Annotated in this window: 22 protein-coding genes and 1 pseudogene; 16 read left to right on the forward strand and 7 right to left on the reverse strand. The window is 40.8% G+C overall.

Annotation, left to right across the window (positions count from 1 at the left end; genetic code table 11):
* The first annotated feature begins 842 nt into the window (after positions 1-842).
* The 6 genes and pseudogenes from H6G14_RS24405 to recA all read left to right on the forward strand — a co-directional run bounded on the left by H6G14_RS24405 (position 843) and on the right by recA (position 9017).
* A complete protein-coding gene (locus H6G14_RS24405) occupies positions 843-2075 on the forward strand; it encodes a sedoheptulose 7-phosphate cyclase (protein WP_190570410.1) in 1233 nt (410 codons plus the stop codon).
* A 19-nt stretch (positions 2076-2094) separates the two neighbouring features.
* Positions 2095-2232, forward strand: coding sequence for a hypothetical protein (locus H6G14_RS24410; protein ID WP_190570412.1), 138 nt, complete (start codon positions 2095-2097; stop codon positions 2230-2232).
* 23 nt (positions 2233-2255) lie between these two features.
* Complete coding sequence (locus tag H6G14_RS24415) at positions 2256-3095, forward strand: O-methyltransferase (protein WP_190570415.1); 840 nt, start codon at positions 2256-2258, stop codon at positions 3093-3095.
* A 14-nt stretch (positions 3096-3109) separates the two neighbouring features.
* On the forward strand, positions 3110-4486 hold the full coding sequence (locus H6G14_RS24420) for an ATP-grasp domain-containing protein (RefSeq protein ID WP_190570417.1): 1377 nt from the start codon (positions 3110-3112) through the stop codon (positions 4484-4486).
* 180 nt (positions 4487-4666) lie between these two features.
* A pseudogene (locus H6G14_RS24425) lies at positions 4667-7309 on the forward strand (amino acid adenylation domain-containing protein); the annotation flags it as partial.
* A gap of 631 nt (positions 7310-7940) precedes the next feature.
* On the forward strand, positions 7941-9017 hold the full coding sequence (gene recA / locus H6G14_RS24430) for a recombinase RecA (RefSeq protein ID WP_190570421.1): 1077 nt from the start codon (positions 7941-7943) through the stop codon (positions 9015-9017).
* Between the two features lie 176 nt (positions 9018-9193).
* Here recA and H6G14_RS24435 read toward each other — a convergent pair whose 3' ends face one another.
* Positions 9194-9898, reverse strand: coding sequence for an FHA domain-containing protein (locus H6G14_RS24435; protein ID WP_190570423.1), 705 nt, complete (start codon positions 9896-9898; stop codon positions 9194-9196).
* Positions 9899-10241: 343 nt separating this feature from the next.
* Positions 10242-11816, reverse strand: a complete 1575-nt coding sequence (locus H6G14_RS24440; protein WP_190570425.1) for a serine/threonine-protein kinase — start codon at positions 11814-11816, stop codon at positions 10242-10244.
* Positions 11817-12198: 382 nt separating this feature from the next.
* On the opposite strand from H6G14_RS24440, the gene H6G14_RS24445 reads away from it, so the two are divergent.
* Positions 12199-12714, forward strand: a complete 516-nt coding sequence (locus tag H6G14_RS24445; RefSeq protein ID WP_242053526.1) for a hypothetical protein — start codon at positions 12199-12201, stop codon at positions 12712-12714.
* A 179-nt stretch (positions 12715-12893) separates the two neighbouring features.
* Here the strand turns inward: H6G14_RS24445 and H6G14_RS34510 are convergent, their stop codons facing one another.
* Both H6G14_RS34510 and hemL read right to left on the reverse strand, forming a co-directional pair.
* Positions 12894-13127: a hypothetical protein gene (locus H6G14_RS34510; RefSeq protein ID WP_479684947.1), complete on the reverse strand. Its 234-nt coding sequence runs from the start codon at positions 13125-13127 to the stop codon at positions 12894-12896.
* A gap of 10 nt (positions 13128-13137) precedes the next feature.
* Positions 13138-14436, reverse strand: coding sequence for a glutamate-1-semialdehyde 2,1-aminomutase (gene hemL / locus H6G14_RS24455; protein ID WP_190570427.1), 1299 nt, complete (start codon positions 14434-14436; stop codon positions 13138-13140).
* Between the two features lie 109 nt (positions 14437-14545).
* On the opposite strand from hemL, the gene H6G14_RS24460 reads away from it, so the two are divergent.
* The 3 genes from H6G14_RS24460 (at position 14546) to H6G14_RS24470 (ending at position 16579) form a co-directional block, all read left to right on the forward strand.
* Positions 14546-14740 carry a ChaB family protein gene (locus H6G14_RS24460; protein ID WP_190570429.1) on the forward strand — a complete coding sequence of 65 codons (195 nt, stop codon included), beginning with the start codon at positions 14546-14548 and terminating at the stop codon, positions 14738-14740.
* A gap of 88 nt (positions 14741-14828) precedes the next feature.
* A complete protein-coding gene (gene hisIE / locus H6G14_RS24465) occupies positions 14829-15479 on the forward strand; it encodes a bifunctional phosphoribosyl-AMP cyclohydrolase/phosphoribosyl-ATP diphosphatase HisIE (protein WP_190570430.1) in 651 nt (216 codons plus the stop codon).
* 902 nt (positions 15480-16381) lie between these two features.
* On the forward strand, positions 16382-16579 hold the full coding sequence (locus H6G14_RS24470) for a DUF2811 domain-containing protein (protein WP_010997412.1): 198 nt from the start codon (positions 16382-16384) through the stop codon (positions 16577-16579).
* Positions 16580-16999: 420 nt separating this feature from the next.
* Here the strand turns inward: H6G14_RS24470 and H6G14_RS24475 are convergent, their stop codons facing one another.
* Positions 17000-17716: a response regulator transcription factor gene (locus H6G14_RS24475; protein ID WP_011321571.1), complete on the reverse strand. Its 717-nt coding sequence runs from the start codon at positions 17714-17716 to the stop codon at positions 17000-17002.
* A gap of 658 nt (positions 17717-18374) precedes the next feature.
* Between H6G14_RS24475 and H6G14_RS24480 the strand changes: the two genes are divergently transcribed.
* A complete protein-coding gene (locus H6G14_RS24480) occupies positions 18375-19001 on the forward strand; it encodes a CPP1-like family protein (protein WP_011321570.1) in 627 nt (208 codons plus the stop codon).
* Between the two features lie 78 nt (positions 19002-19079).
* Here the strand turns inward: H6G14_RS24480 and H6G14_RS24485 are convergent, their stop codons facing one another.
* Positions 19080-19775, reverse strand: a complete 696-nt coding sequence (locus tag H6G14_RS24485) for an HAD family hydrolase (RefSeq protein ID WP_190570433.1) — start codon at positions 19773-19775, stop codon at positions 19080-19082.
* A 201-nt stretch (positions 19776-19976) separates the two neighbouring features.
* On the opposite strand from H6G14_RS24485, the gene H6G14_RS24490 reads away from it, so the two are divergent.
* The 5 genes from H6G14_RS24490 to H6G14_RS24510 all read left to right on the forward strand — a co-directional run bounded on the left by H6G14_RS24490 (position 19977) and on the right by H6G14_RS24510 (position 23516).
* A complete protein-coding gene (locus H6G14_RS24490) occupies positions 19977-20618 on the forward strand; it encodes a beta-carboxysome protein CcmP (RefSeq protein WP_190570435.1) in 642 nt (213 codons plus the stop codon).
* A 10-nt stretch (positions 20619-20628) separates the two neighbouring features.
* Complete coding sequence (locus H6G14_RS24495; protein ID WP_190570437.1) at positions 20629-21435, forward strand: pentapeptide repeat-containing protein; 807 nt, start codon at positions 20629-20631, stop codon at positions 21433-21435.
* Positions 21436-21873: 438 nt separating this feature from the next.
* Positions 21874-22536, forward strand: coding sequence for a cadmium resistance transporter (locus tag H6G14_RS24500; protein WP_190570439.1), 663 nt, complete (start codon positions 21874-21876; stop codon positions 22534-22536).
* Positions 22537-22810: 274 nt separating this feature from the next.
* Complete coding sequence (locus tag H6G14_RS24505; protein WP_190570441.1) at positions 22811-23248, forward strand: DUF6918 family protein; 438 nt, start codon at positions 22811-22813, stop codon at positions 23246-23248.
* A 79-nt stretch (positions 23249-23327) separates the two neighbouring features.
* Positions 23328-23516 carry an RNA-binding S4 domain-containing protein gene (locus tag H6G14_RS24510; protein WP_190570442.1) on the forward strand — a complete coding sequence of 63 codons (189 nt, stop codon included), beginning with the start codon at positions 23328-23330 and terminating at the stop codon, positions 23514-23516.
* 18 nt (positions 23517-23534) lie between these two features.
* On the opposite strand, the gene H6G14_RS24515 is transcribed toward H6G14_RS24510, so the two are convergent.
* A partial coding sequence (locus H6G14_RS24515; RefSeq protein WP_242053527.1) for a transposase occupies positions 23535-23873 on the reverse strand: 339 nt, incomplete at its 5' end.

The raw sequence follows: 23873 nt of genomic DNA on the forward strand, positions 1-23873 counted from the left end.
TGCATAATCCATCGTGAGGGCTGTTAACAGTTAACAGTTGAGAGGCCTCATAAGTACTTATGCTATTTAAACGTTTATTGGCTTACTAAGGATATTTTTGCTGCTCTGACAACAGTAGGTATGTCCGGGGATTTGGACTGCTATTTTTGTCACTGTACCCAACAGTTATTTCTCTTAAATAAGCCCTAATTTTTTATTAAGATTAGAGGCTAATTTATCGTGAGATTTTTTTAACTTATGCCTATTTGACAGCAATTAGATTTGATTACTATTCATTTAGTAAGCGAGTACAACTGCTGAAATTTCTGTTGAGGTGAGTAACTATAAGAGTATTTTAAGTAAAGATTATGAACTGTTTAATAAAAATTCTCAGAAATTCTTGTAAAAAAGATGTGCAATAATCAATAAATAATGATATGTTTAGAAACGTTAAGTAAATTTTAAGCAATTTCAACAAGTAAAATTGCTACTGATAGTTGGTTGTGCATCATTCTCGTCCGCAAATAATCTGCAAATTATTAAATACTTAGAATTATCGGTCAGCTAGCTTGAAAAGACTATCCTTTTCTCGCTGTTAACTACTTGATTTCTAAGGCTGCACCAAAGTTAATTAACTCTCTCATATGACCGAAATATAGGTGTGTTGAAAAATTTTTAGCGCTCTCATTTGGCATAGGTAAACTTTGGTTGTCAAAAAAAATTTGCCCTGAGATATCTCTTTTTTTCACAAAGAAAATTAGAGTTGTTTTACTGCATTTTCCCCTTGACTAGAAGTTCAGTCTCACTTGCAACTTCAACTAAAATCCTGACATTCATGTACTGCAATTAAGAGATAAGAGACTATGAGTATCGTCCAAGCAAAGTTTGAAGCTAAGGAAACATCTTTTCATGTGGAAGGTTACGAAAAGATTGAGTATGATTTGGTGTATGTAGATGGTGTTTTTGAAACTCAGAATTCTGCGCTAGCAGATGTATATCAAGGTTTTGGACGATGCTTGGCGATTGTAGATGCTAACGTAAGTCGGTTGTATGGTCATCAAATTCAGGCATATTTCCAGTATTACGGTATAGAACTGAGGCTATTTCCTATTACCATTACCGAACCAGATAAGACTATTCAAACTTTTGAAAGAGTTATAGATGTCTTTGCAGATTTCAAATTAGTCCGCAAAGAACCAGTATTAGTAGTGGGTGGCGGTTTAATTACAGATGTTGTCGGCTTTGCTTGTTCTACATATCGTCGCAGCAGCAATTACATCCGTATTCCTACCACATTGATTGGATTAATTGATGCCAGCGTAGCAATTAAGGTAGCCGTTAATCATCGCAAACTGAAAAACCGTTTGGGTGCTTATCATGCTTCTCGCAAAGTATTTTTAGATTTCTCCTTGTTGGGTACTCTCCCCACAGACCAAGTGCGTAACGGGATGGCGGAATTGGTAAAAATCGCTGTAGTAGCGCATCAAGAAGTTTTTGAATTGTTGGAGAAGTACGGCGAAGAATTACTACGTACTCATTTTGGCAATCTAGACGCAACTCCAGAGATTAAAGAAATAGCTCATCGTTTGACTTACAAAGCTATCCATAAGATGTTGGAGTTGGAAGTTCCCAACCTGCATGAGTTAGACCTAGATAGGGTGATTGCTTACGGTCACACTTGGAGTCCCACCTTGGAACTTGCGCCTCGTCTACCCATGTTCCACGGACACGCCGTTAATGTAGATATGGCTTTCTCTGCAACGATCGCCGCCCGTAGAGGATATATTACAATTGCAGAACGCGATCGTATTTTAGGATTAATGAGTCGCGTTGGTCTATCCCTCGACCATCCTATGTTGGATGTAGATATTTTGTGGCGTGGTACTGAATCTATCACATTAACTCGTGATGGTTTGTTGAGAGCCGCCATGCCAAAACCCATTGGTGATTGTGTCTTCGTCAATGACCTGACAAGAGAAGAATTAGCAGCCGCATTAGCTGAACATAAAGAACTTTGTACCAGTTATCCCCGTGGTGGTGAAGGTGTGGATGTGTATCCCGTTTATCAAAAAGAATTAATCGGGAGTGTGAAATAATGACTTTTTTGAATTCAAAATGCAAAATACCCTACGGGTGAATACTAGGGATAAGCTGCGCGAGCGCGGTAGCGTCTCTGTTCGCGGAGCGTCCCGTAGGGAAAGAGAAGGCTACGCCAACAATCAGACATTATTTGTCTTTAATTTTGAATTTTGAATTTTGAATTGGAGCGAAGCGACTTGACAAATGTAATTGTCCAACCAACAGCTAGACCTGTTACACCACTGGGAATCTTAACCAAGCAGTTAGAAGCCATAGTCAAAGAGGTTAAGCAACATCCAGACTTACCTGGGGAATTGATAGCAAACATTAATCAGGCTTGGCGTTTAGCCGCAGGTATAGACCCTTATTTAGAAGAATGCACTACTCCAGAGTCAGATGCACTAGCTGCATTGGCAAAAACCACAGCCACCGAAGCCTGGGGAGAACACTTCAACGGAGGTACAACCGTCCGTCCTCTGGAACAGGAGATGCTTTCTGGTCACATCGAAGGACAAACCTTAAAGATGTTTGTTCACATGACCAAAGCCAAACGAGTTTTAGAAATCGGGATGTTTACCGGTTATTCGGCGCTGGCGATGGCGGAAGCATTACCAGAGGATGGACTACTGGTGGCTTGTGAGGTTGACCCTTATGCGGCGGAGATTGGACAGAAAGCCTTTCAACAATCTCCCCACGGTGGAAAGATTCGTGTGGAACTGGATGCAGCCTTAGCAACTCTTGATAAGTTAGCAGAGGCTGGGGAATCCTTTGACTTGGTATTTATCGACGCAGATAAAAAAGAGTACGTAACCTATTTTCATAAGTTGCTAGGTAGCAGTTTGTTAGCGCCAGATGGGTTTATTTGTGTGGATAACACCTTACTGCAAGGGGAAGTTTATCTACCAGCAGAGGAACGTAGCGTCAATGGTGAAGCGATCGCTCAATTTAATCATACAGTAGCCATAGACCACCGTGTACAACAGGTTTTGTTGCCGTTGCGAGATGGTTTAACAATTATCCGCAGAATACAACCTTAATTGTCCAATCGACTATGGCACAATCCCTTCCCCTTTCTTCCACACCTGCTACACCGTCTCTTCCTTCCCAGACGAAAATAGCTGCAATTATCCAAAATATCTGCACTTTGGCTTTGTTATTACTAGCATTGCCATTCAATGCCACCATTGTTTTTATATCCTTGCTAGCCTTCCGACCGCAAAAAGTCAAAGCAGCAAATCCCCAAAACATTCTTATCAGTGGCGGTAAGATGACCAAAGCGTTACAACTAGCAAGGTCATTCCACGCGGCTGGACATAGAGTTGTCTTGGTGGAAACCCATAAATACTGGCTGACTGGTCATCGTTTTTCCCAGGCGGTGGATAAGTTTTACACAGTCCCCGCACCCCAAGACAATCCCCAAGCCTACATTCAAGCTTTGGTAGATATTGTCAAACAAGAAAACATCGATGTTTACATTCCCGTCACCAGTCCAGTGGGTAGCTACTACGACTCATTAGCCAAACCAGAGTTATCCCATTATTGCGAAGTGTTTCACTTTGACGCAGATATTACCCAAATGTTGGATGATAAATTTGCGTTGACACAGAAAGCGCGATCGCTTGGTTTATCAGTACCCAAATCCTTTAAAATTACCTCGCCGGAACAAGTTATCAACTTTGATTTTTCTGGAGAGACGCGCCAATACATCCTCAAAAGCATTCCCTACGACTCAGTGCGGCGGTTGGACTTAACCAAACTCCCCTGTGCTACTCCAGAGGAAACAGCAGCATTCGTCAGAAGTTTGCCAATTAGTCCCGAAAAACCGTGGATTATGCAGGAGTTTATCCCTGGTAAGGAGTTTTGCACCCATAGCACAGTTCGGAATGGGGAACTCAGACTGCATTGCTGTTGTGAATCTTCAGCCTTTCAAGTCAACTATGAGAACGTAGACAACCCACAAATCACCGAATGGGTACAGCGTTTTGTCAAGGAACTGAAGCTGACAGGACAGATTTCCTTTGACTTTATTCAATCCGAAGACGGAACAGTTTACGCCATCGAGTGTAACCCCCGCACACATTCAGCAATTACGACATTTTACGACCATCCCCAGGTAGCACAAGCCTACCTGAGTCAAGCACCAACGACTGAAACCATACAACCACTAGTGACAAGCAAGCCTACTTATTGGACTTATCACGAAGTTTGGCGTTTAACTGGTATCCGTTCTTTCACTCAGTTGCAAAGATGGCTGGGGAATATTTGGCGCGGGACTGATGCGATTTATCAGCCAGATGACCCTTTACCGTTTTTGATGGTACATCATTGGCAAATTCCCCTACTGTTATTGAATAATTTGCGTCGTCTTAAAGGTTGGACGCGGATAGATTTCAATATTGGAAAGTTGGTGGAATTGGGGGGAGATTAGTTTTTGAACGCAGAGGGACGCTGAGGTTAACGCAGCGAAAAGTTCTGGAGGAGGGTTTCCCTCCGTAGGAAACTTTTCAAGAGAGAGGGACGCGGAGTGTGTTTTCTCTGCGTCTCTGCGTGAGAAATTTTTTATTATTGAGCAAAGTTAGAAGATATGCAGACTATAGATTTTAATATTCATCAGTTGCTTGTAGAGTGGAACGCGACCCACAGAGATTATGATCTTTCTCAGAGTTTACATGAATTAATTGTAGCTCAAGTAGAACGAACTCCTGAGGCGATCGCTGTCACCTTTGACAAGCAACAACTAACTTATCAAGAACTAAATCATAAAGCAAACCAGCTAGGACATTATTTACAAACATTAGGAGTCCAGCCAGAAACTTTGGTAGGCGTTTGTATGGAACGTTCCTTAGAAATAGTTATCTGTCTTTTAGGAATCCTCAAAGCTGGCGGTGCTTATGTCCCTATTGACCCTGAATATCCTCAAGAACGCATAGCTTATATGCTAGAAGATTCTCAGGTGAAGGTACTACTAACTCAAGAAAAATTACTAAATCAAATTCCCCAACATCAAGCACAAACTATCTGTGTAGATAGGGAATGGGAGAAAATTTCTACACAAGCTAATACCAATCCCAACAGCAATATAAAACCGGATAATCTTGCTTATGTAATTTACACCTCTGGTTCCACTGGTAAACCAAAAGGTGCAATGAACACCCACAAAGGTATCTGTAATCGTTTACTGTGGATGCAGGAAGCTTATCAAATAGATTCCACAGATAGCATTTTACAAAAAACCCCCTTTAGTTTTGATGTTTCCGTTTGGGAGTTCTTCTGGACTTTATTAACTGGCGCACGTTTGGTAATAGCCAAACCAGGCGGACATAAAGATAGCGCTTACCTTATCAATTTAATCAACCAAGAAAAAATCACTACGTTGCATTTTGTCCCCTCAATGCTGCAAGTGTTTTTACAAAATCGCTATGTAAGCAAATGCACCTCTCTAAAAAGAGTTATTTGTAGCGGTGAAGCTTTATCTATAGATTTACAAAATAGATTTTTCCAGCATTTGCAATGTGAATTACATAACCTATACGGCCCGACAGAAGCAGCAATTGATGTCACATTTTGGCAATGTAGACAAGATAGTAATTTAAAGACTGTACCTATTGGTCGTCCCATTGCCAATACTCAAATTTACATTCTTGATACTGATTTGCAACCAGTAAATATTGGTGTCACTGGTGAAATTTATATCGGTGGTGTAGGGGTTGCTCGTGGTTATTTGAATAAAGAAGAATTGACCCAAGAAAAATTTATTATTAATTCCTTTTCCAATTCTCAGTATAACCGACTTTATAAAACAGGTGATTTAGCTCGTTATTTACCCGATGGTAATATTGAATATATTGGTAGGGCTGATTATCAAGTAAAAATTCGTGGTTACAGAATTGAAATTGGCGAGATTGAAAATATTGTATCCTCACACCCACAAGTCAGAGAAGCTGTAGTCATAGCGCGGGATGATAACGCCCAAGAAAAACAACTTGTAGCTTATATCACCTACAATTCCGTCAAACCCCAGCTTGATAATCTGCGTGATTTCCTTCAAGAAAAGCTCCCAGAATTTATGATTCCAGCCGCTTTTGTCATGCTGGAAACTCTTCCTTTAACTCCCAGTGGTAAAGTAGATCGTAAGGCATTACCTAAGCCTGATTTATCTGACTATAATTCACGCAATTCTTATGTGGCTCCTCGGAATGAAATTGAAGAAAAATTAGTGCAAATCTGGTCAGACATTCTGCATTTACCTAAAATAGGTGTGACAGAAAACTTTTTCGCTATTGGTGGTAATTCCCTCAAAGCTTTACATTTAATTTCTCAAATTGAGCAGTTATTTGCTAAGGAGATACCCTTAGCAACACTTTTAACGAATCCAGTAATTGCAGATTTAGCCAAGGTTATTCAAGCAAATAACCAAATCCATAACTCGCCTCTAGTTCCAATTCAACCACAAGGTAAGCAACAGCCTTTCTTTTGTATACATCCTGCTGGCGGTCACGTTTTATGTTATTTTAAACTCTCTCAATATATAGGAACTGATCAACCATTTTACGGCTTACAAGCTCAAGGATTTTATGGAGATAAAGAACCCTTGATGCGAGTTGAAGATATGGCTAGTGTCTATGTCAAAACTATCAGAGAATTTCAACCCAAAGGGCCTTATCGTGTCGGGGGATGGTCATTTGGTGGAGTCGTAGCTTATGAAGTAGCACAACAGTTACATAGACAAGGACAAGAAGTATCTTTACTAGCAATATTAGATTCTTATGTGCCGATTCTACTAGATAAACAAAAGCCCATTGATGACGTTTATTTAGTTGGTGTTCTTTCTAGAGTTTTTGGCGGTATGTTTGGTCAAGATAACCTAGTCACATCCGAAGAAATAGAAGATTTAACTGTAGAAGAAAAAATCAATTACATTATCGATAAAGCCAGGAAAGCTAGAATATTCCCACTAGGTGTAGAACGTCAAAATAATCGACGTATTCTTGATGTTTTGGTGGGAACTTTAAAAGCCACTTATTCCTATGTACGACAACCATACCCAGGGAAAGTAACTGTATTTCGAGCCAGAGAAAAACATATTATGGCTCCTGACCCGACTTTAGTTTGGGTAGAATTATTTTCTGTGATGGCGGCTCAAGAAATTAATATTATTGATGTCCCTGGAAACCATTATTCGTTTGTTTTAGAACCCCATGTACAGGTTTTAGCAAAAAATTTAAAAGATTGTTTGGAAAATAATTCGTAATTCGTAGTTGGAACTAGCATTTATGCAAGTGTCATCATCAGACTAACTGTAGTGGCGTAGCTAGTATGAAAGGTTGCATTAAAAAATCGATTTTATCCGCGTTTATCGGTGTATCCGCAGGGTACCTCTCCCCGAAAGGTCGATTTTCTTGTCTCTAAGTCCCAAATCCTTTCATAGCCGTAACACAATGGCAATAAAGCGGGAAGAACATCTACACCCATTTTTGCTTCCCCTACTTAATATTTACTTGATAAATAGTCTCTTAATTAACTCATATGCTACATTGCGGTCTAATATGACCAAGGGTGCATCAGTATGAATAATTTATGAGTGTAGCTAAGTTATACCGTACTGATCCGTCTTACTCAACCATGAATTTCGGATAATTTACCTTTTGGCGCGCCCTAATCAGGATAGAGTAGCAGACTGTTCAGTAGCCCTAGTAAAAATTTTGGTAAATACATGAAGATATTTCTGATCGCACCTGCGGAATCTTGGGTTACGATCTTGTCAAAGTTACTTTTTAATTTGAGAAGCCCTATACTAGAATTTTCCGGCTAAAATAGTATATCTGTTCTACTCAAACTCCAAACCCCACACTCCTTAAATCCATACATTTTTAGAGGCAGTAATGGCTATCAATACCGATACTTCAGGCAAGCAAAAAGCGCTAACTATGGTACTCAACCAGATTGAGCGCAGCTTCGGTAAAGGAGCAATCATGCGCCTGGGCGATGCTACCCGAATGCGGGTAGAAACAATTTCCACAGGAGCGCTCACCTTGGATTTAGCATTGGGTGGCGGTTTGCCCAAGGGACGGGTGATTGAGATTTATGGCCCGGAAAGTTCCGGTAAAACAACAGTAGCACTCCACGCGATCGCCGAAGTACAAAAAGAAGGCGGAATTGCTGCTTTTGTGGATGCTGAACACGCCCTTGACCCCACCTATGCCTCAGCCTTAGGTGTAGATATTCAAAACTTGCTGGTCTCCCAACCAGACACCGGTGAATCCGCGTTGGAAATTGTTGATCAACTGGTACGCTCCGCCGCCGTTGATATTGTAGTTATTGACTCAGTAGCAGCGTTGGTTCCCCGCGCAGAAATCGAAGGCGATATGGGTGATGCCCACGTCGGTTTACAAGCGAGATTAATGAGCCAAGCTCTACGTAAAATTACTGGTAACATCGGTAAATCTGGTTGCACAGTGATTTTCATTAACCAATTGCGGCAAAAAATTGGTGTTACCTACGGTAGCCCGGAAACAACAACTGGTGGTAACGCGTTAAAGTTCTATGCTTCAGTACGCTTGGATATTCGTCGGATTCAAACCTTGAAAAAAGGTACTGATGAGTTTGGTAACCGAGTTAAAGTCAAAGTTGCAAAAAATAAAGTTGCGCCGCCCTTTAGAATTGCAGAATTTGACATTATTTTTGGTAAAGGTGTTTCGACTCTAGGTTGCTTAGTAGATTTAGCTGAAGAAACTGGTATCTTACTCCGTAAGGGAGCATGGTACAGTTACAACGGAGATAACATTTCTCAAGGTCGAGATAACGCTATTAAGTATCTAGAAGAGAAAACAGAATTTGCTGAACAGATTAAACAACAGGTGCGTGAAAAATTGGACAAGGGCGCTGTTGTTTCTGCAAACTCGGTAGCCAAGGCTAACGAAGAAGATGAAGAAGATGTTGACTTAGACGAAGAAGAATAATATTGGTAGTGTGATGAACTAGGGAAAAATTTTTCTCTAAACTAAGTAATCACACTAGCACCATCCGCACATACCTATAAAATGCTACTATTCGTCTGAAGATTACTCCACATGGGGTAGTCTTTTAATTTATAGATTTTTATAAAGTAATCTGGGTTTATTTCACCAGAATAAAATTATATCTGTCTTTGAAAAAAAGAGTCTAAAATCTCCGATTTATGCTCAGGACTTAAATCATGGTATTCATATTTTAAACTTTCTAGAGAATTAGAATCCATGAAAATTTGTACAGTATCTTCTGCATTTTCACTTCCATGATTCTGTGCTTGTGGTATCGTTGGCTTCGGGAAATCTGGTGTTACTGTTGGTAGAAGACGACAGCTATAATTCAAGAAGAAATTAAACGTTAAACTTCCTAACCGTATCACATCACCATCTTTAAGTCTCACTGGCTGATATATTTGCTCTCCATTAACAAACGAACCATTTGTACTGTTGAAATCAATTAAGTAAAAACCTTGATTGTCAATATACTGCACTGCCGCATGGTGACGAGACAACAGTTTATCATAAGTGGAAATACCATTACTGCGATCGCGCCCTATCGTCCAAGTTAACTGTGGTTGCTGTAGGGTTTGTGTTTGATTATTACATAAGTTGGTAATCACATATATAGCTGGTTCATCGATTACCCCTTGTATATAGTAAGGCTTTGCAATAGCCCAGGATGACTGAGATAGATTGTCTAATTGCAGGATATCATTCAAAAGATCACTATGCTGTTCATACAAAGAAATGAATATCTGATATAAACTTAAACGCCGTTCTATATCCTGGTCTTTCAACTGGAATCCGATGCCTCTATCTTGGTCTTTTAACATATGTTAATAGGAAATTTCGGCTAATTAATATGTGGTTTCAGGAAATGGTCAGAGAAATTTATATCTTTTCTTTGGCTACTTTGTGTAACCAGAAATTTTATCGGTTTAATGTATCTTTATCTATTGTATTCTATTGTAAATAAACTTAATATAATTCATTCATTAAGATTAATCCAATTATTTTCTCTAGCTATGAGAATTTATGATTTAATGCTCACTTCTATTCAATTCTTTTAGAAGTTCTTGGCATTTAAAAATCTAAGTTTTATCGTAATATCTCGGACAAAAGATATGATTCATAAAAATCAATAGGAACCAAAATCTTCTGTCTTAAATTTTCCAGTTATAATAAGCCTCTTTTACCATTAGGACGTATTGTCATCCAGTTAGTTTTAGCTAATGCTAGTTGCTCATCGGTAATTTTTGCACCTGTAAGATTAGCACCACACAAATTAGTCCCACGAAGATTGGCATTACTGAGATAAGCATGACTGAGGTCTGCACCACGTAGGTCTGCACCTTCTAAATCGGCATGATTAAAATAAGCTTTACTTAAATTAGCGTCTTTAAGGTTGGCACGTGTTAGGCTAGCTCTGCCAAAATCACTGTTATGGAGGTTAGCTCCTTGGAGATTAGTGTTTTGTAGTTGAGCTGAATGAAAATTCGTTTCTGATAAGTCAACTCCTTGGAGATTAAGGAAGTTTAAATTATGAAGAGCAAAGTCGCGTCTCCCTCTAAGATAAGCTTTCATTAAAGTTTGGCTATCTAGCCTACGTCCAGCTTTAGATTGTTGAGTTGGCAATCCGTTACTATTACTGTTGCTATTAGGTAATATGGCTAGCTTGGCTGCTGCATCTTTAGCTCTTCTGGCTCTAATTGCTGCGGCTACCTGTGCTACGCCACCTACGCTAGTCGCGGCAACGGGAGAACTGCCAGATAAAACCGCAGAATTTTCCGGACGTTGGGATGTTTGTTCTTTATCTGATTTCACTAGCAATCCCTGAGCCAAACTTTCCAAATATGGCTCGATTTCCAAGGCTTTAAGTACATCTGTAGCTGACTGGTAACGACCGCGTACTGATACTTCCAACATTTTCCGCAGCACACCAAGCAGGTGATCACTTACTTGTACCAAATGTTCCCACATAACTTCACCTGTTGTGGGATTGTAATCTAAATCTTTAGGTGTTTTCCCTGTTAATAGATATACACAAGTCACCCCCAAGGCATAGATATCGCTAGCATAAACTGGACGCATTGCCATTTGCTCTGGAGGTGCAAAACCAGGAGTACCAATTGCATAAGCCGTTAGTGCTGTGTTTGCCGATTGGTTTGTAATTGCTTGGCTGACTTGGTTTTTGACGGCACCAAAGTCAATCAATACCATTCTGGCATCTTGAGACCGGCGAATTAAGTTGGCTGGTTTGATATCACGGTGAATTACCTTATGTTCATGGATGTATTGTAGTAATGGGAGAATTTCACTTAAAAATTGTTTTACACCTGTTTCGCTCAGAGTGCCATTAAGTTTAACTTCCTGTTGAAGAGTGGAACCACTGATATATTCCTGAACTAAGTAGAATTGTTCTTGCTCTTCAAAGTAGTCTAGTAATCGCGGTACTTGGGGATGATTGCCAATTGTGCCTAAGGTTTTGGCTTCTCGCTCAAATAGTTCTCGCGCCATCTGCAAAACGTGTGGTGCTGTTCCTGAAGGACGTAATTGTTTAATTACACAACTTGGTTCCCCTGGCAATATTTGATCATGGGCTAAAAAGGTTGCACCGAAGCCACCCTGACCTAATGGTTTCAGTACCCGATAGCGATCGCGCAACAGTAGCCGTGAGCCACAAGCCTCACACCTTTGGCTAAATGCTACATTTTCTGGATTTGGACAGGTAGGATTAATGCAGTAGCTCATGCACTGTCAACTCGCTGCACGAATAAATAATAGAAAGCATTATGCTCTGTTTCAATTATTGAGATACAACATCAACTCTCACTAGGTAATTTTTGCTGGAACTCTTTTAAAGAATTCCTAAAGTTGTACCTGGGTTACGTAAAGCGATTCTCATCATTGAATGATTTATTATACTTATGCTAGCAAATAGTGTCGAGGCTAAATATTTTCCTGGGACAATTTTTCAGAATGGAGATTGCTTTTTTTCTATATAACTGGATTTTAAAATTTGGTTTTTTCAGTTATTTTACTCAAGATTATTTTCAATAAGATGGGTAGATCAGTAATACTAACTAGAAATACTATCTTTTAGCCGTTAGTGCCTTTGCTGCGGTGGAAATTGATGCAGCAAGCTATACTGAAAACTCAAAAAATGGAGGTTAGGGTGTTTGATTATCTTTTCTGGATAGCCGCTACTACACTGACATCTCTACCCAAAACTGAATCACTCATCCAAACAATAATTATGGTACAAAATACCCAAAAACCTGCTCTAAGATTGAATGTTAATCTTTTAGAAGTATATGAAACATTGATACCACCTCCTGGTGCGGCAAAAAATTACCCAGTTGGTCACGCTGTTGTCAGGTTGAGACTGGAGAATTCGACTCTCAATCATCTAAATATCAACGCACAGAAAGTCGAACTTAAACAAGCAGATAATAATAAAATTTTGATTTCTCAGGTAGTGCAACCATTTAATTTGGCTGGACTACAAATTTTTGAACAAGGCTTTTATTTAACTAATGCTCAAGGCTTTAGTGGTGCAAAAAAAGTCAAAGCTGTATTCACCTATGAATTTAATGGTAAGAACTATAGTGTAGAGTCTCCCATACTGGATGTTGTACCGACTCTTTGAATTACTGAGAGTGGCCAAACGTACTATATATAGCTGTTGACTGTTGACAGACTTGAAAGCCTTGTGTTGTCAGCGTTTGCTCTTAGCTTGATGTCCTAATCTATCTGGCTACGGCTATAACCTAATTATTACATTTTATTAAGCAATACTTGAACATCTGTTCAGGTATTGTAGTGTAATCACAAGTGAAAACGGAGGAAATAATTATGACAACCGTAACTCAAATGAAATGTGCCTGTCCGAGTTGCTTGTGTATCATTTCCGTAGAAGATGCCATCAACAAAGAAGGTAAATACTATTGTTCTGAAGGCTGTGCCGAAGGTCACAAAACTATAAAAGGCTGTAACCATAATGGCTGTGGCTGTTAAAAAGTTCTGATTTTTGAGTGCTGAGTTATAATACTCAGCACTCATTACTTAGTATTTAGATACTAGATAGCACTTCGCGGGCGATCGCAATTGTCTGGTCAATATCTTCGTCAGTGTGAGCTAAAGATGTAAAGCCAGCCTCAAATTGAGAAGGTGCTAAGTAAACACCCCGCTCTAACATACCGCGATGGAAGCGACCAAATTTTGCTGTGTCAGAATTTTTGGCATCTTCATAGTTATGCACAGGGCCAGAGGTAAAGAATAAGCCGAACATGGCGCTAATATGACCACCGCAAGCTGCATGACCTGTTTCCTGGGCAACTTGCAGTAACCCATCGGCTAACTTCTTAGTAATCCGCTCTAGATACTCATAAGCACCGGGCTTTTGCAATAACTCCAGAGTTTTAATCCCGGCTGTCATTGCTAAAGGATTACCAGAAAGCGTTCCTGCTTGATACACCGGGCCCGCAGGCGCAATCATTGACATAATATCCCGACGACCACCATAAGCACCCACAGGTAATCCACCACCGATAACTTTGCCTAAAGTCGTCAAATCGGGTGTAACGCCAAACTTTTCTTGAGCGCCACCATAAGCAATGCGGAAACCGGTCATCACTTCATCAAACACGAGTAAAGCTCCATGTTCGTGAGTTAATTCCCGTAGTCCTTCCAAAAAGCCGGCATCAGGAGTAATAAACCCAGCATTCCCAACAACTGGTTCGAGAATGACACCAGCGATTTGATCGCGGTTTTCCTCAAATAAAGCCTTAACAGCTTCGAGGTCATTGTATGGGGCTGTGAGAGTACTGCTGGTTGCAGATTTTGGCACACCTGGGGAATCGGGTAAACCTAGTGTGGCTACACCAGAGCCGGCTTTGACCAGGAACATATCGGCGTGTCCGTGGTAACAGCCTTCAAACTTGATGACTTTCTCCCGGTTAGTGAAAGCTCGCATCAGCCGCAATACGGCCATACAAGCTTCTGTCCCTGAGTTGACGAATCTTACCATTTCGATGCTGGGAACAGCAGCGATGACCATTTCCGCCAAAACATTTTCCAAGAATGAAGGCGCACCAAAACTAGTACCTTTCTCTAAAGCATCATGCAACGCCCCGATGACATCTGGATGAGCATGACCGCAAATAGCAGGCCCCCAAGTGCCTACATAGTCAATGTATTGGTTGCCATCTACATCCCAGATGTATGCACCCTTTACATGATCAAATACGATGGGTTGTCCCCCTACAGATTTAAAGGCACGCACAGGGGAACTAACACCACCTGGCATAAGGTTTTGGGCGGCAGCGAAGATTTCTTGTGATTTTGTGGTTTTAATAGTGGTATTTACCAAGGGTCTCTCCTAACAATGGGCAACAAAAAAAAGCTCTATCTCAGGATAGGGTTAAAAATCGCCTAGAACTTCTATCGTATAAAATAAGCAGAACCAAAAAAATAACAATATGTTATACAAGTCCAACGAAGACTTGCCTTTAGAAGTCCGCTCTCAATTATCCCAGTCCCACCAAGACCTTTATCGGGCAGCTTTTAACTCGGCAATCCATTGGTATGGCGAAGTTTCAAAAGCTCATCACGTTGCTTTGAGTGCTGTCAGGATGCAGTCGGCTATGGATAGGACTGTTGTTTTACAAGGATGAAAAAACATTACTCGAAAAAATCATGCCAGCTGCTCTATACAGAATGGTATCGTGAAACTATGAATCATTCTCATTAAATTTAGCTGGTATGTCCTTCATCGATTCACTCTCACCACAAAACGTTATCCCCGTCGAGGAAATCCGCTACGATGAACGAGGTTTAGTGCCAGCAATTGTGCAAGATTATTTGGATGGCACAGTCCTCATGATGGCGTGGATGAATCGAGAGTCTTTACAAAAGACTTTAGATACGGGGGAAACTTGGTTTTGGAGTCGTTCCCGACAGGAATTGTGGCATAAGGGCGGAACTTCTGGCCATACCCAAAAGGTACAAAGCATACGTTATGACTGTGACAGCGATGCACTGCTAGTAGGGGTGGAGCAGATTGGAGATATTGCTTGCCATACTGGTGAACGTAGTTGTTTTCATCAGGTGGAAGGGAAAATCGTGGCCCCACCAGGTGATACATTATCCCAGGTATTTCAGGTAATTTGCGATCGCCAAAAACATCCCAGCGAAAGTTCCTATACTAGCAAGTTATTTGCAGGCGGCGATAATAAGATTTTGAAGAAAATTGGCGAGGAATCGGCTGAAGTTGTGATGGCTTGTAAGGATGATGACCAAGAGGCGATCGCTGGTGAGGTGGCAGATTTGTTATACCACACTTTGGTGGCTTTAGCTCACCATCAAGTAGATATAAAAGCAGTTTATCGGAAGTTGCAAGAACGCAGGCGTTAGGGACTGGGGACAAAAAAGTCAAAAGTCAAAAGTCAAAAGTCAAAAAGTAAAAGATTTTTTCTTTTGGCTTCTGTCTGGGACTGGGGATCGGCAGATGAGAAAGAATGAAAATTAACAAAATGTAGGGGTTTAAATCCCCGTTACAACACTGAAAAAGCGAATTGCGTTGGCGTTAGCCTTGTCTATGAGACGCTACGCGTTTGCGGTTAGCCTCTCGTAAGAACTGAGGTAGGAGAAGCAATCAAGGAAGGAACCAGCAAGCCCAGAAAAGGGATTTAATGGGGAAATGAATAGAAACGCCTGCTATGGCAAATATAGACCCATCTGGTGAACAAAAAGATGGGGGTGTAAGACATAGTAAAACCTGAAGTAACTTCTGAGGGACATCTGGCGATCGCTAAAACCTAAATCTGGGGATGTATCGCAGATAACTGGGACGGTAGCGCAACTTTTATGAGATGAATTGTTATCAAAAGATCATGTTTTTGTAATTCTTATCATTCGGTGAAATTTTCCTCACTGATTCCACAGGATTTCCACAGGGATTTTCCTGGTTTTCCACAGATGGTCTACGAGGTAATAGGCTGTTGCCGTTTTACTGGGGATTTTTAATTTACGTGTTTAATAATTGGTAGGGACTGAGTTTTTGTTGAGTAATGTAACAAAAATCGACTTTTGATCCTGATTGTTGCGTCCAGGTCTGTTTTTTATACAACCGTTTTTAACATTTCGCAGCATTGACAAACCCACCCCCTCATATCGCACAATGATTCGACCTGGGTTTGTAGTTTGTTCAACCGTTGACATTAATACCAAAAACCGATGTCTGTCGGATGGTTATCTACAACCGGCTAACTACAAGCAATCTATCCCCTTGACTGACCTCAAAGAAGGAAAATGTTATGAACTCGACAGTTAGTATTTTTACAGAAATCCCTGAAACTCTCCATGATTCTCTGAAAAATTACTTAGAAACACATCCTGATTGGGATCAAAATCGTGTCTTAACGGCAGCACTGTCATTGTTTTTACTACAAAACGGAGATAGCGATCGCCGTGCTGCCCGTGTTTACTTAGAAACTTTATTTCATCACTGCTAAGTAGAAATGTCTCGTACCGATTTGCCACATACAGCTAATGTACTAGGCATTCTCAAGTGCTGGTACGGACGGTACTATGATTACTTATTTCTGTCATGGATACGCTATATCGTGTCCATGAGAATTTTTTATTTAAATCAACCGTCTCCTAGTAGTTCACCAACCCAAAATTGCTAGGCTAAGGTAAGCAGGGGGAGCAGGGGTAATAAGGAGACTGTTTTTGCTCCTATTAACCTTGCAAAGCTGACTTGCCAGACTACTAGCGTAAGCTTTTGGTTGTTTACATGAAAATATCGCTCATACACTGACTTCATTGCAAGTCTTTGAGCGATTTGATTAATCTAGTTTTTAATTATACGTAGAAAATATCTAGTCTAAGTATAAAAAGAATTATTTAAACCTAGACTAGGAGCCACATACTTAAGCATTAGTTTCCACCTGGGAATGAGTGGGACATTCAAATTTATACCCTACCCCACGCACGGTCTGAATCAATGCTGGTTGGCTAGCATCCACTTCAATTTTTTTGCGAATTTGACCGATATGTACGTCTACAACTCGCTGGTCGCCCACATATTCGTAGTCCCAGACCTCTTGAATTAGTTCGGCGCGTCGCCACACTCTGCCAGGATGGCTGGCTAAGAAATGTAACAGATCAAATTCTAGAGCAGTTAAGGGTACAGCTTGGCTATTAAGTGTCACCTCTCGCCGCACAGGGTCAATCATCAGTTTTTCAAATGTTAACCGTTTCTGTTCTGCGGTGGTGACAACACGCTGTCTTCTCAAAATAGCTCCGACTCTGACTTCTAGTTCTCCCAGCCCAAAGGGTTTGGTAAGGTAGTCATCAGCACCTTTCGCAAAGCCGCGAATCTTGTCAGCTTCATCTGCACGGCTAGTTAGCATCAGAACAAAAACACCATTACGACTTTGCATCTCTTGGCAGAGGTTAAACCCAATGACATCTGGTAGGTTGACATCCAAAATTACCAAATCTGGGTTAAATTGCTCAAATAGAGATAAGGCTGTCTTACCATCTTCGGCAGCCTCCACCTGATAGTTTTGCTTTATCAAAAAGCGTTGGATTAAATTCCGAACCGCAGGGTCGTCATCAACTACAAGAATCTTGGCAGGAGCCATGACCATCACTTTGCACAAAAATTAATAAGATTAACAGCAGTATGGCGTAAAAACGCAGTTTCCACTTGGGAATATTTAAGAAACTACAAAACTCAGGATAAGATTTCCTGATGATCCACATAATAGTGTAATCACAACGCAGTATAACGATACAAAGAAGAATCTCGGAGTAATTCCTACATTGGGATGGAAGAATTATCATGATCAACTTAATGTTTCGTCATCTTTGGGTTTTAACCACAGCAGTGTGTTTTCAAGTTTAGTGGAAATTTAAAACTTTTCAATTTTAAATCTTTATCTGGATTGATACTACTACTGAATCTAGTGGCTCAATCATGAAAACGCCTTTAGGGAACTGTAAATTGCCAAATCTGAAAGATAAAAGTTATTTTTTTCATAAAAATAGCTCTTAGGTATCCCTAGCTCAAATTCTAGAGTAGAGCCAGAATTGGTCAACGACATGAGGGGATACACGGAGTTATGGCAATATGTTAAAGTTACTATAGTTAAAATTTACGGGTTAATCTAACTAACCCGTGCTAATATCCTGGTAGGGCATAAAATACGGTCGATACTTTTGTTTTCGATCAAAATAAAACCTAAAATTGTTTCCTTCGATCAAAGACTGCCCCTGACTAAGGCTGAAGTATAAACTCCCATGAGCGATCAAAGTCCCTACGAAAAACTTGGGGTATCAGAAGATGCTAGCTTTGATGAGATTCAGGACGCTCGCAATCGCCTATTTGAACAATATAGTGGCGATAGCAAGAGTGTAGAAATCATTGAGGCTGCCTACGATGCGATTTTAATGGATCGTTTGAGGATGCGCCAAGAAGGTAAAATCAAGGTTCCTGAACGTATCCGCTTTCCAGAATTAAGAGTGCAATCGGCTCCCAAAGAAAACTTAACACCCCGCGAGCAGTCCCCTGCATGGCTGCAAAAAATATTAGATCAGCCTTCAGGGACAGATGTGCTTTTGCCAGGGGTTTGGTTTTTGGGTTTGAGTGCTATTAGTGTTTTTTATCCAGCCGCAGGCGATCAAGTTTTGCAGTTGGCGTTGGTAATTGGGGTAGGAACTAGTATTTTCTTTCTCAATCGTAAAGAAGGCCGATTTGGTAGAGCAGTTTTGTTCACTCTTGTAGGTCTGATTATAGGCTTAATTACTGGTGGACTGATTGCTAATTTACTATTGCCGCAAATACCCGCTATCAGTTTCACTGCAAATCAGTTTTCCACGGTACTGACTTTTATATTATTGTGGTTGATTAGTAGTTTTCTACGCTAGACCGGTTCAGATTTGCAAGAAAAACAACCCAAATATTTCCAAATCTGACCCCTACCTATCCAGGAAGGGGTTTTTAATTTAGATTTTCACAACCGAAGATTCTAAGATGATATCTACAGCAGCACAGAGATTCTGCACGATTAAATCAGGGTGATATTGTTGTAATTGAGTGCGATCGCGGATACCAGATTCTACAGCAATCACCTTAACACCATGTTTTTTTGCGGCCATAATGTCGGCTTCCGTATCTCCCACCATCCAAGTATCAGCTGCGGGGGGTAATTCGGCTAAAGCTCTTTGCATTAACAAAGGTTTATCGTCAATGTCGCGGGTTTTCACATAGTCGTTACTGAGACAATAACAGCGATTTTCTGGGAAGAATTGACCTAAATCATATTTTTGGAAAGCATAGTCCAGTTCCCAAACTCGACGCATGGTCATCACGACTAAATCCAACCCAGATTGTTGCACCTTTGACAACACGTCTAAAGCGCCAGGGATAGGACTATCATACTGAAAGTAAGGTTCTGTATGCACTGTTTGACGGCGCAATTGAGAAAATTCCTGTGCTTGCACTGCATCCAAACCAGAAATTAGGGCAATTTCTTTCTCAGGAACGTGCTTACGCTTCATTTGCCAAAATTCTGCTTTAGATAATTGCCGTACTGGCTGGCCTGGATGTTGGATTTTCTCTAAGCAAAATAGGTACACACGATAGTACCTTTCCGAAACATCCATAATTGGGCCGTCAAAATCAGTAATCAGTCTCAGCATCGCCGCAGCTAAATATTAATTAATATGAATATTATTGTAGCTTTTGTGATGAATTAATATCAAAATACTCAGTAGTTAAAGTAATTAATGGGTGTAATTCCTGGGATGATGCTGAAAGGTAGTACTAGCCTTATGGTAGTTTTAAGTTACATTCATATATTGCGAAATATTACTTTAACCTCATGACTGGAGAGCATTATCTTGGGAATAGAACTACGCAGTTTCGTATTTCTCGACAGCCTGCAACCACAACACGCGGCATATATAGGAACAGTAGCCCAAGGTTTCTTGCCATTACCAGGAGATACATCTCTGTGGATTGAAATCTCTCCTGGTATCGAGATTAATAAAATTACCGATATAGCCCTCAAAGCTGCTTCTGTCCGCCCAGGAGTGCAAGTAGTTGAGAGATTATACGGTCTATTGGAAGTACATTCAGGCTCTCAAGGCGAAACGCGGGCTGCTGGTCAAGCGATTTTGGCGGCGCTAGGAGTCAAAAGAGAAGAGTGTATTAAACCGCGAATTGTTTCCAGCCAGATTATTAGGAATATAGACGCTTACCAAACCCAACTGATCAACCGGACGCGACGAGGACAGTTACTACTAGCAGGGCAGACTCTATATGTATTAGAGGTTGAACCTGCTGCTTATGCTGCCCTAGCAGCCAATGAAGCTGAGAAAGCAGCTTCAATTAACATCCTAGAAGTTCAAGCTGTGGGCAGTTTTGGCAGGTTGTATTTAGGTGGGCAAGAAAGGGACATTCTCGCTGGCGCGGCGGGAGCGAGAGCAGCCATAGAAAGCGTTGCTGGCCGGAGTAATTCCCATAGTGGTCGCCAGGAGTAAAGGAGAGACAATGGCAAATCTAGAGCATCTAGCTTTATTACGGGCAGGTGCAGTGAGATGGATTGAGTGGAGACAAAAAAATCCGCAAATTGAACCAGACCTCAGCACCGCAAACCTACAAGAAAATAACCTCAGGGGCGCACATCTCGCAGGTACTAACTTAAGCCGAGTAGACTTAAGTCATGCTCTGCTTGTACGTGCTAACCTCAGTGGTGCTGACCTCAGTAGTGCCAACCTCTATCAAGCAAAACTCAGTGAAGCTAACTTGAGTGCAGGTAATTTTAGTGTGGCTAACTTGAGCCAGTCCGTACTCACACACGCAGATTTGAGCCATGCTCATTTCATTGGTGCTGATTTGAGTGGAGCCAATCTCCGGGGTGCTATTGCGACGGAGGCTAATTTAATTGGTACCGACTTCAGTAGTGCTGATTTGAGAGATGCTGATTTGGCTGGAGCAAAACTCATCCGCTCTAACCTGTGTTTTGCGAATCTTGTCGCCGCTAATCTCATTGCGGCTGATTTCAGCGAGGCAAATCTATATCAAGCAGAAGTGATGGGAGCTTACCTTTACAAAGCCAACTTCTACAAAGCTAATCTACATAAAGCACATCTAGGAGGTGCATACTTATTTCGGGCGAATTTAACCGCAGCAGACTTGAGAGGCGCTGACTTAGCCTGGGCTAATCTCACCAGTGCTAATTTAGCAGGGGCTAATCTGAGTGGTGCTAATCTTAGAGGGGCTAATTTGAACGGTGCTAACCTGTATGGGGTCAATCTTCAAGAAACAATTATGCCTGATTCTTCAAGGCATGATTAGTCCACAACTACTAGTACAGCACGTTGTATACAAAAGTCAAAAAGCCTATAGAATAGGCTTTTTGACTTTTGTCGTTTCCTTTTCCCCGTAATGGTAAGCTGAATCGCTGCATATTCTTTCTGGCAATCTAGCTAATTTTTCCCAAATTCAGGCTTGACTTAAAAAAATAAAAACCCCGAATTACACGAGGACGAACGGCTTAATCTGTCTACCATAAAGAGTTAAAATATTAGCTATTGTTTTCTGATAAATTAATTTATGTGCAACATCATACCCAAGTGATAAAAGTGTAAAAAACGAGTAGATAATTAAAAAAAACATTAAGTTATTATTGGCAAATAATGGCACTTTGTACAGTGAAATGAGAGTAATCAACCTCCCGCCGAACCTTCAACGAAGTCATAGGCTACTGCCTTTTTCCATCTTTAATAATTGAGCATGAATCAGCTAGTAACGGCTTTTACGGAAAGTCTGGTTGCCTTCGCAGCCACAAATATCGATGATATTATTATTTTACTGCTACTGTTCTCGCAGATAGATGTGAATTTTCGGCGATCGCATATTTGGGTCGGTCATTTCCTTGGTTTTGCAATTATTATTTTGGCTAGCTTGCCAGGTTTTTTTGGTGGCTTATTTGTGCAGCGAGAATTCATAGGATTATTAGGAATTTTACCTATAATAATTGGCATCAAACAATTAGTTACAAAAGAGCAGGAAAATACCCAAATTCAAGCTGTAACTACAGATTTAAAAGGGTCTTCACCTACTAATCCTATATTAGCTTTTATATGTAGTCTTTTGCATCCTCAAGTGTATAAGGTAGCAGCAGTAACTGTCGCTAATGGTGGTGACAACATTAGTATTTATATTCCTTTATTTGCTGGACAAAATCTGGTGACATTGGGAGTGATTGTAGGGGTATTTTTTTTCATGGTTGGCATCTGGTGTGTTACTGCTGATCTGTTAAGTCGTCAAGCCCCTATCGCTTATGTTTTGAGCCTTCATGGCAAAACTTTTATACCTTTTATCTTGATTGCTTTAGGTTTATTTATTATGTATGAGAGAGGTACATTTAGTTTACTTATGAGTATAAAAATTTAGGATTTTTTTGATATAAATGTGAGTTCGATAAATTGGGAAGAACCCCTCTTCAAATCTCTTCCCGACGCGGTGAGTGGCTGAAAACGCTGATTTTTTGGTACTCAGTTATAGATTTTGAGCAGCTTTCCCTTGTAGGGGAGTGGTTGGGGTTGGGTTCCTTGGAACTCAAGTTAAGTGATCATCAATCTGATAGTATTTTCTGTAATTTCCTGCTCAGTAGGAAAAATAATTGAATTAACATCAAGTACTTTGATACCGAACAAAGAGGAGTGAAATGGGACTTAGTGACGGACTCTTGAACCCAGAGAAAAAGGCTCTGGTTGTAGAGGATTGCTGCAATATGATAGAATCGCAACTGGCTTCCAAGTCGGGCATCAGTGGTATCGCTTTGAAGACTGCTTTTGCTGCACTGAAGGGAATCAAGCCTGGATATATACCTCATGTAGTGGAGCAACTACTACCACAGTGTTTTGAGGCGCTTGATCCAATTTGGAGTGAGGGTGTGCAGAAGGGCGATGCTGTTGGGCATTTGGTGGAGAGTCGCTCTCGCACGGCTGATGCGCTACTTAGCATTACGGATGCTAGGGTCAAGGACTCGAAGCGGCAAATTGTGCGGGGAACTTATGATAAATTTCGTGGTTCTGCCAAGCAGCACGTAGAAGAAGCAGTGCCAGATTTTGCCAAATTAATTGATAAATACACAAAAGCTTAAAAATTTAGGTGTTGTATATTTGTGGGATGGGTGTCCGCACCTGTCCTTGTTTTTTAGGGATAAATTAATTCTGATAAGCATGATTAAACTGGATCAGTTTTTGAAGTTAGTCGGTATAGCCCCGACTGGAGGGCAAGCCAAGCTGATGATTATGGATGGTGATGTCAAAGTTAATGGTGCGGTTGAAACTCGACGGGGAAGAAAATTAGTATCAAGCGATCGCGTGATGGTGGCGGGGCAAGTTTTTGAGGTTGGAGACGTAATTTGAACCTCTCATGACTAGAAGTCACGGGATTCCTACTTCAACGAGTCCTGCCTGGATGACTCCAGGACTTACAGATTCTCCATAGGCGTTTAGAGCATCCGGCGCACCGACGGCTGCTATTAAAAGTTTTAATCCCTCACCCAATATGTTCAAAGCCGCATTATTGTCTCTCAAATTGTAATTACTGCAAGTAGGACAAGTCCATTCACGCAGTTTTAAATCTTTGACTAACGGGTTAATGAAACCACAATGGGGGTCTTGGCAACTTTTGGTGATCTTGGTTGGGGCAAGGCAGAAGGCAGAGGGCAGAAGGCAGAAGGCAGAAAGATATAATTGAGATACTTCAAACTTTACTCCATC

It is taken from the genome of Nostoc parmelioides FACHB-3921 (assembly GCF_014696625.1).
GTDB classification, from domain to species: Bacteria; Cyanobacteriota; Cyanobacteriia; order Cyanobacteriales; family Nostocaceae; genus Trichormus; species Trichormus parmelioides.

Coding starts and splice junctions, on each gene's coding strand:
- H6G14_RS24480 (WP_011321570.1), top strand. CDS start 18,375: ATGAGCGATCAAAGTCCCTACGAAAAACTTGGGGTATCAGAAGATGCT.
- H6G14_RS24505 (WP_190570441.1), top strand. CDS start 22,811: ATGGGACTTAGTGACGGACTCTTGAACCCAGAGAAAAAGGCTCTGGTT.
- H6G14_RS24460 (WP_190570429.1), top strand. CDS start 14,546: ATGTTATACAAGTCCAACGAAGACTTGCCTTTAGAAGTCCGCTCTCAA.
- H6G14_RS24440 (WP_190570425.1), bottom strand. CDS start 11,816: ATGAGCTACTGCATTAATCCTACCTGTCCAAATCCAGAAAATGTAGCA.
- H6G14_RS24420 (WP_190570417.1), top strand. CDS start 3,110: ATGGCACAATCCCTTCCCCTTTCTTCCACACCTGCTACACCGTCTCTT.
- H6G14_RS24405 (WP_190570410.1), top strand. CDS start 843: ATGAGTATCGTCCAAGCAAAGTTTGAAGCTAAGGAAACATCTTTTCAT.
- H6G14_RS24485 (WP_190570433.1), bottom strand. CDS start 19,775: ATGCTGAGACTGATTACTGATTTTGACGGCCCAATTATGGATGTTTCG.
- H6G14_RS24470 (WP_010997412.1), top strand. CDS start 16,382: ATGAACTCGACAGTTAGTATTTTTACAGAAATCCCTGAAACTCTCCAT.
- H6G14_RS24500 (WP_190570439.1), top strand. CDS start 21,874: ATGAATCAGCTAGTAACGGCTTTTACGGAAAGTCTGGTTGCCTTCGCA.
- recA (WP_190570421.1), top strand. CDS start 7,941: ATGGCTATCAATACCGATACTTCAGGCAAGCAAAAAGCGCTAACTATG.
- H6G14_RS24510 (WP_190570442.1), top strand. CDS start 23,328: ATGATTAAACTGGATCAGTTTTTGAAGTTAGTCGGTATAGCCCCGACT.
- H6G14_RS24495 (WP_190570437.1), top strand. CDS start 20,629: ATGGCAAATCTAGAGCATCTAGCTTTATTACGGGCAGGTGCAGTGAGA.
- H6G14_RS34510 (WP_479684947.1), bottom strand. CDS start 13,127: ATGAGTGCTGAGTATTATAACTCAGCACTCAAAAATCAGAACTTTTTA.
- hisIE (WP_190570430.1), top strand. CDS start 14,829: ATGTCCTTCATCGATTCACTCTCACCACAAAACGTTATCCCCGTCGAG.
- H6G14_RS24435 (WP_190570423.1), bottom strand. CDS start 9,898: ATGTTAAAAGACCAAGATAGAGGCATCGGATTCCAGTTGAAAGACCAG.
- H6G14_RS24475 (WP_011321571.1), bottom strand. CDS start 17,716: ATGGCTCCTGCCAAGATTCTTGTAGTTGATGACGACCCTGCGGTTCGG.
- H6G14_RS24410 (WP_190570412.1), top strand. CDS start 2,095: ATGCAAAATACCCTACGGGTGAATACTAGGGATAAGCTGCGCGAGCGC.
- H6G14_RS24445 (WP_242053526.1), top strand. CDS start 12,199: ATGCAGCAAGCTATACTGAAAACTCAAAAAATGGAGGTTAGGGTGTTT.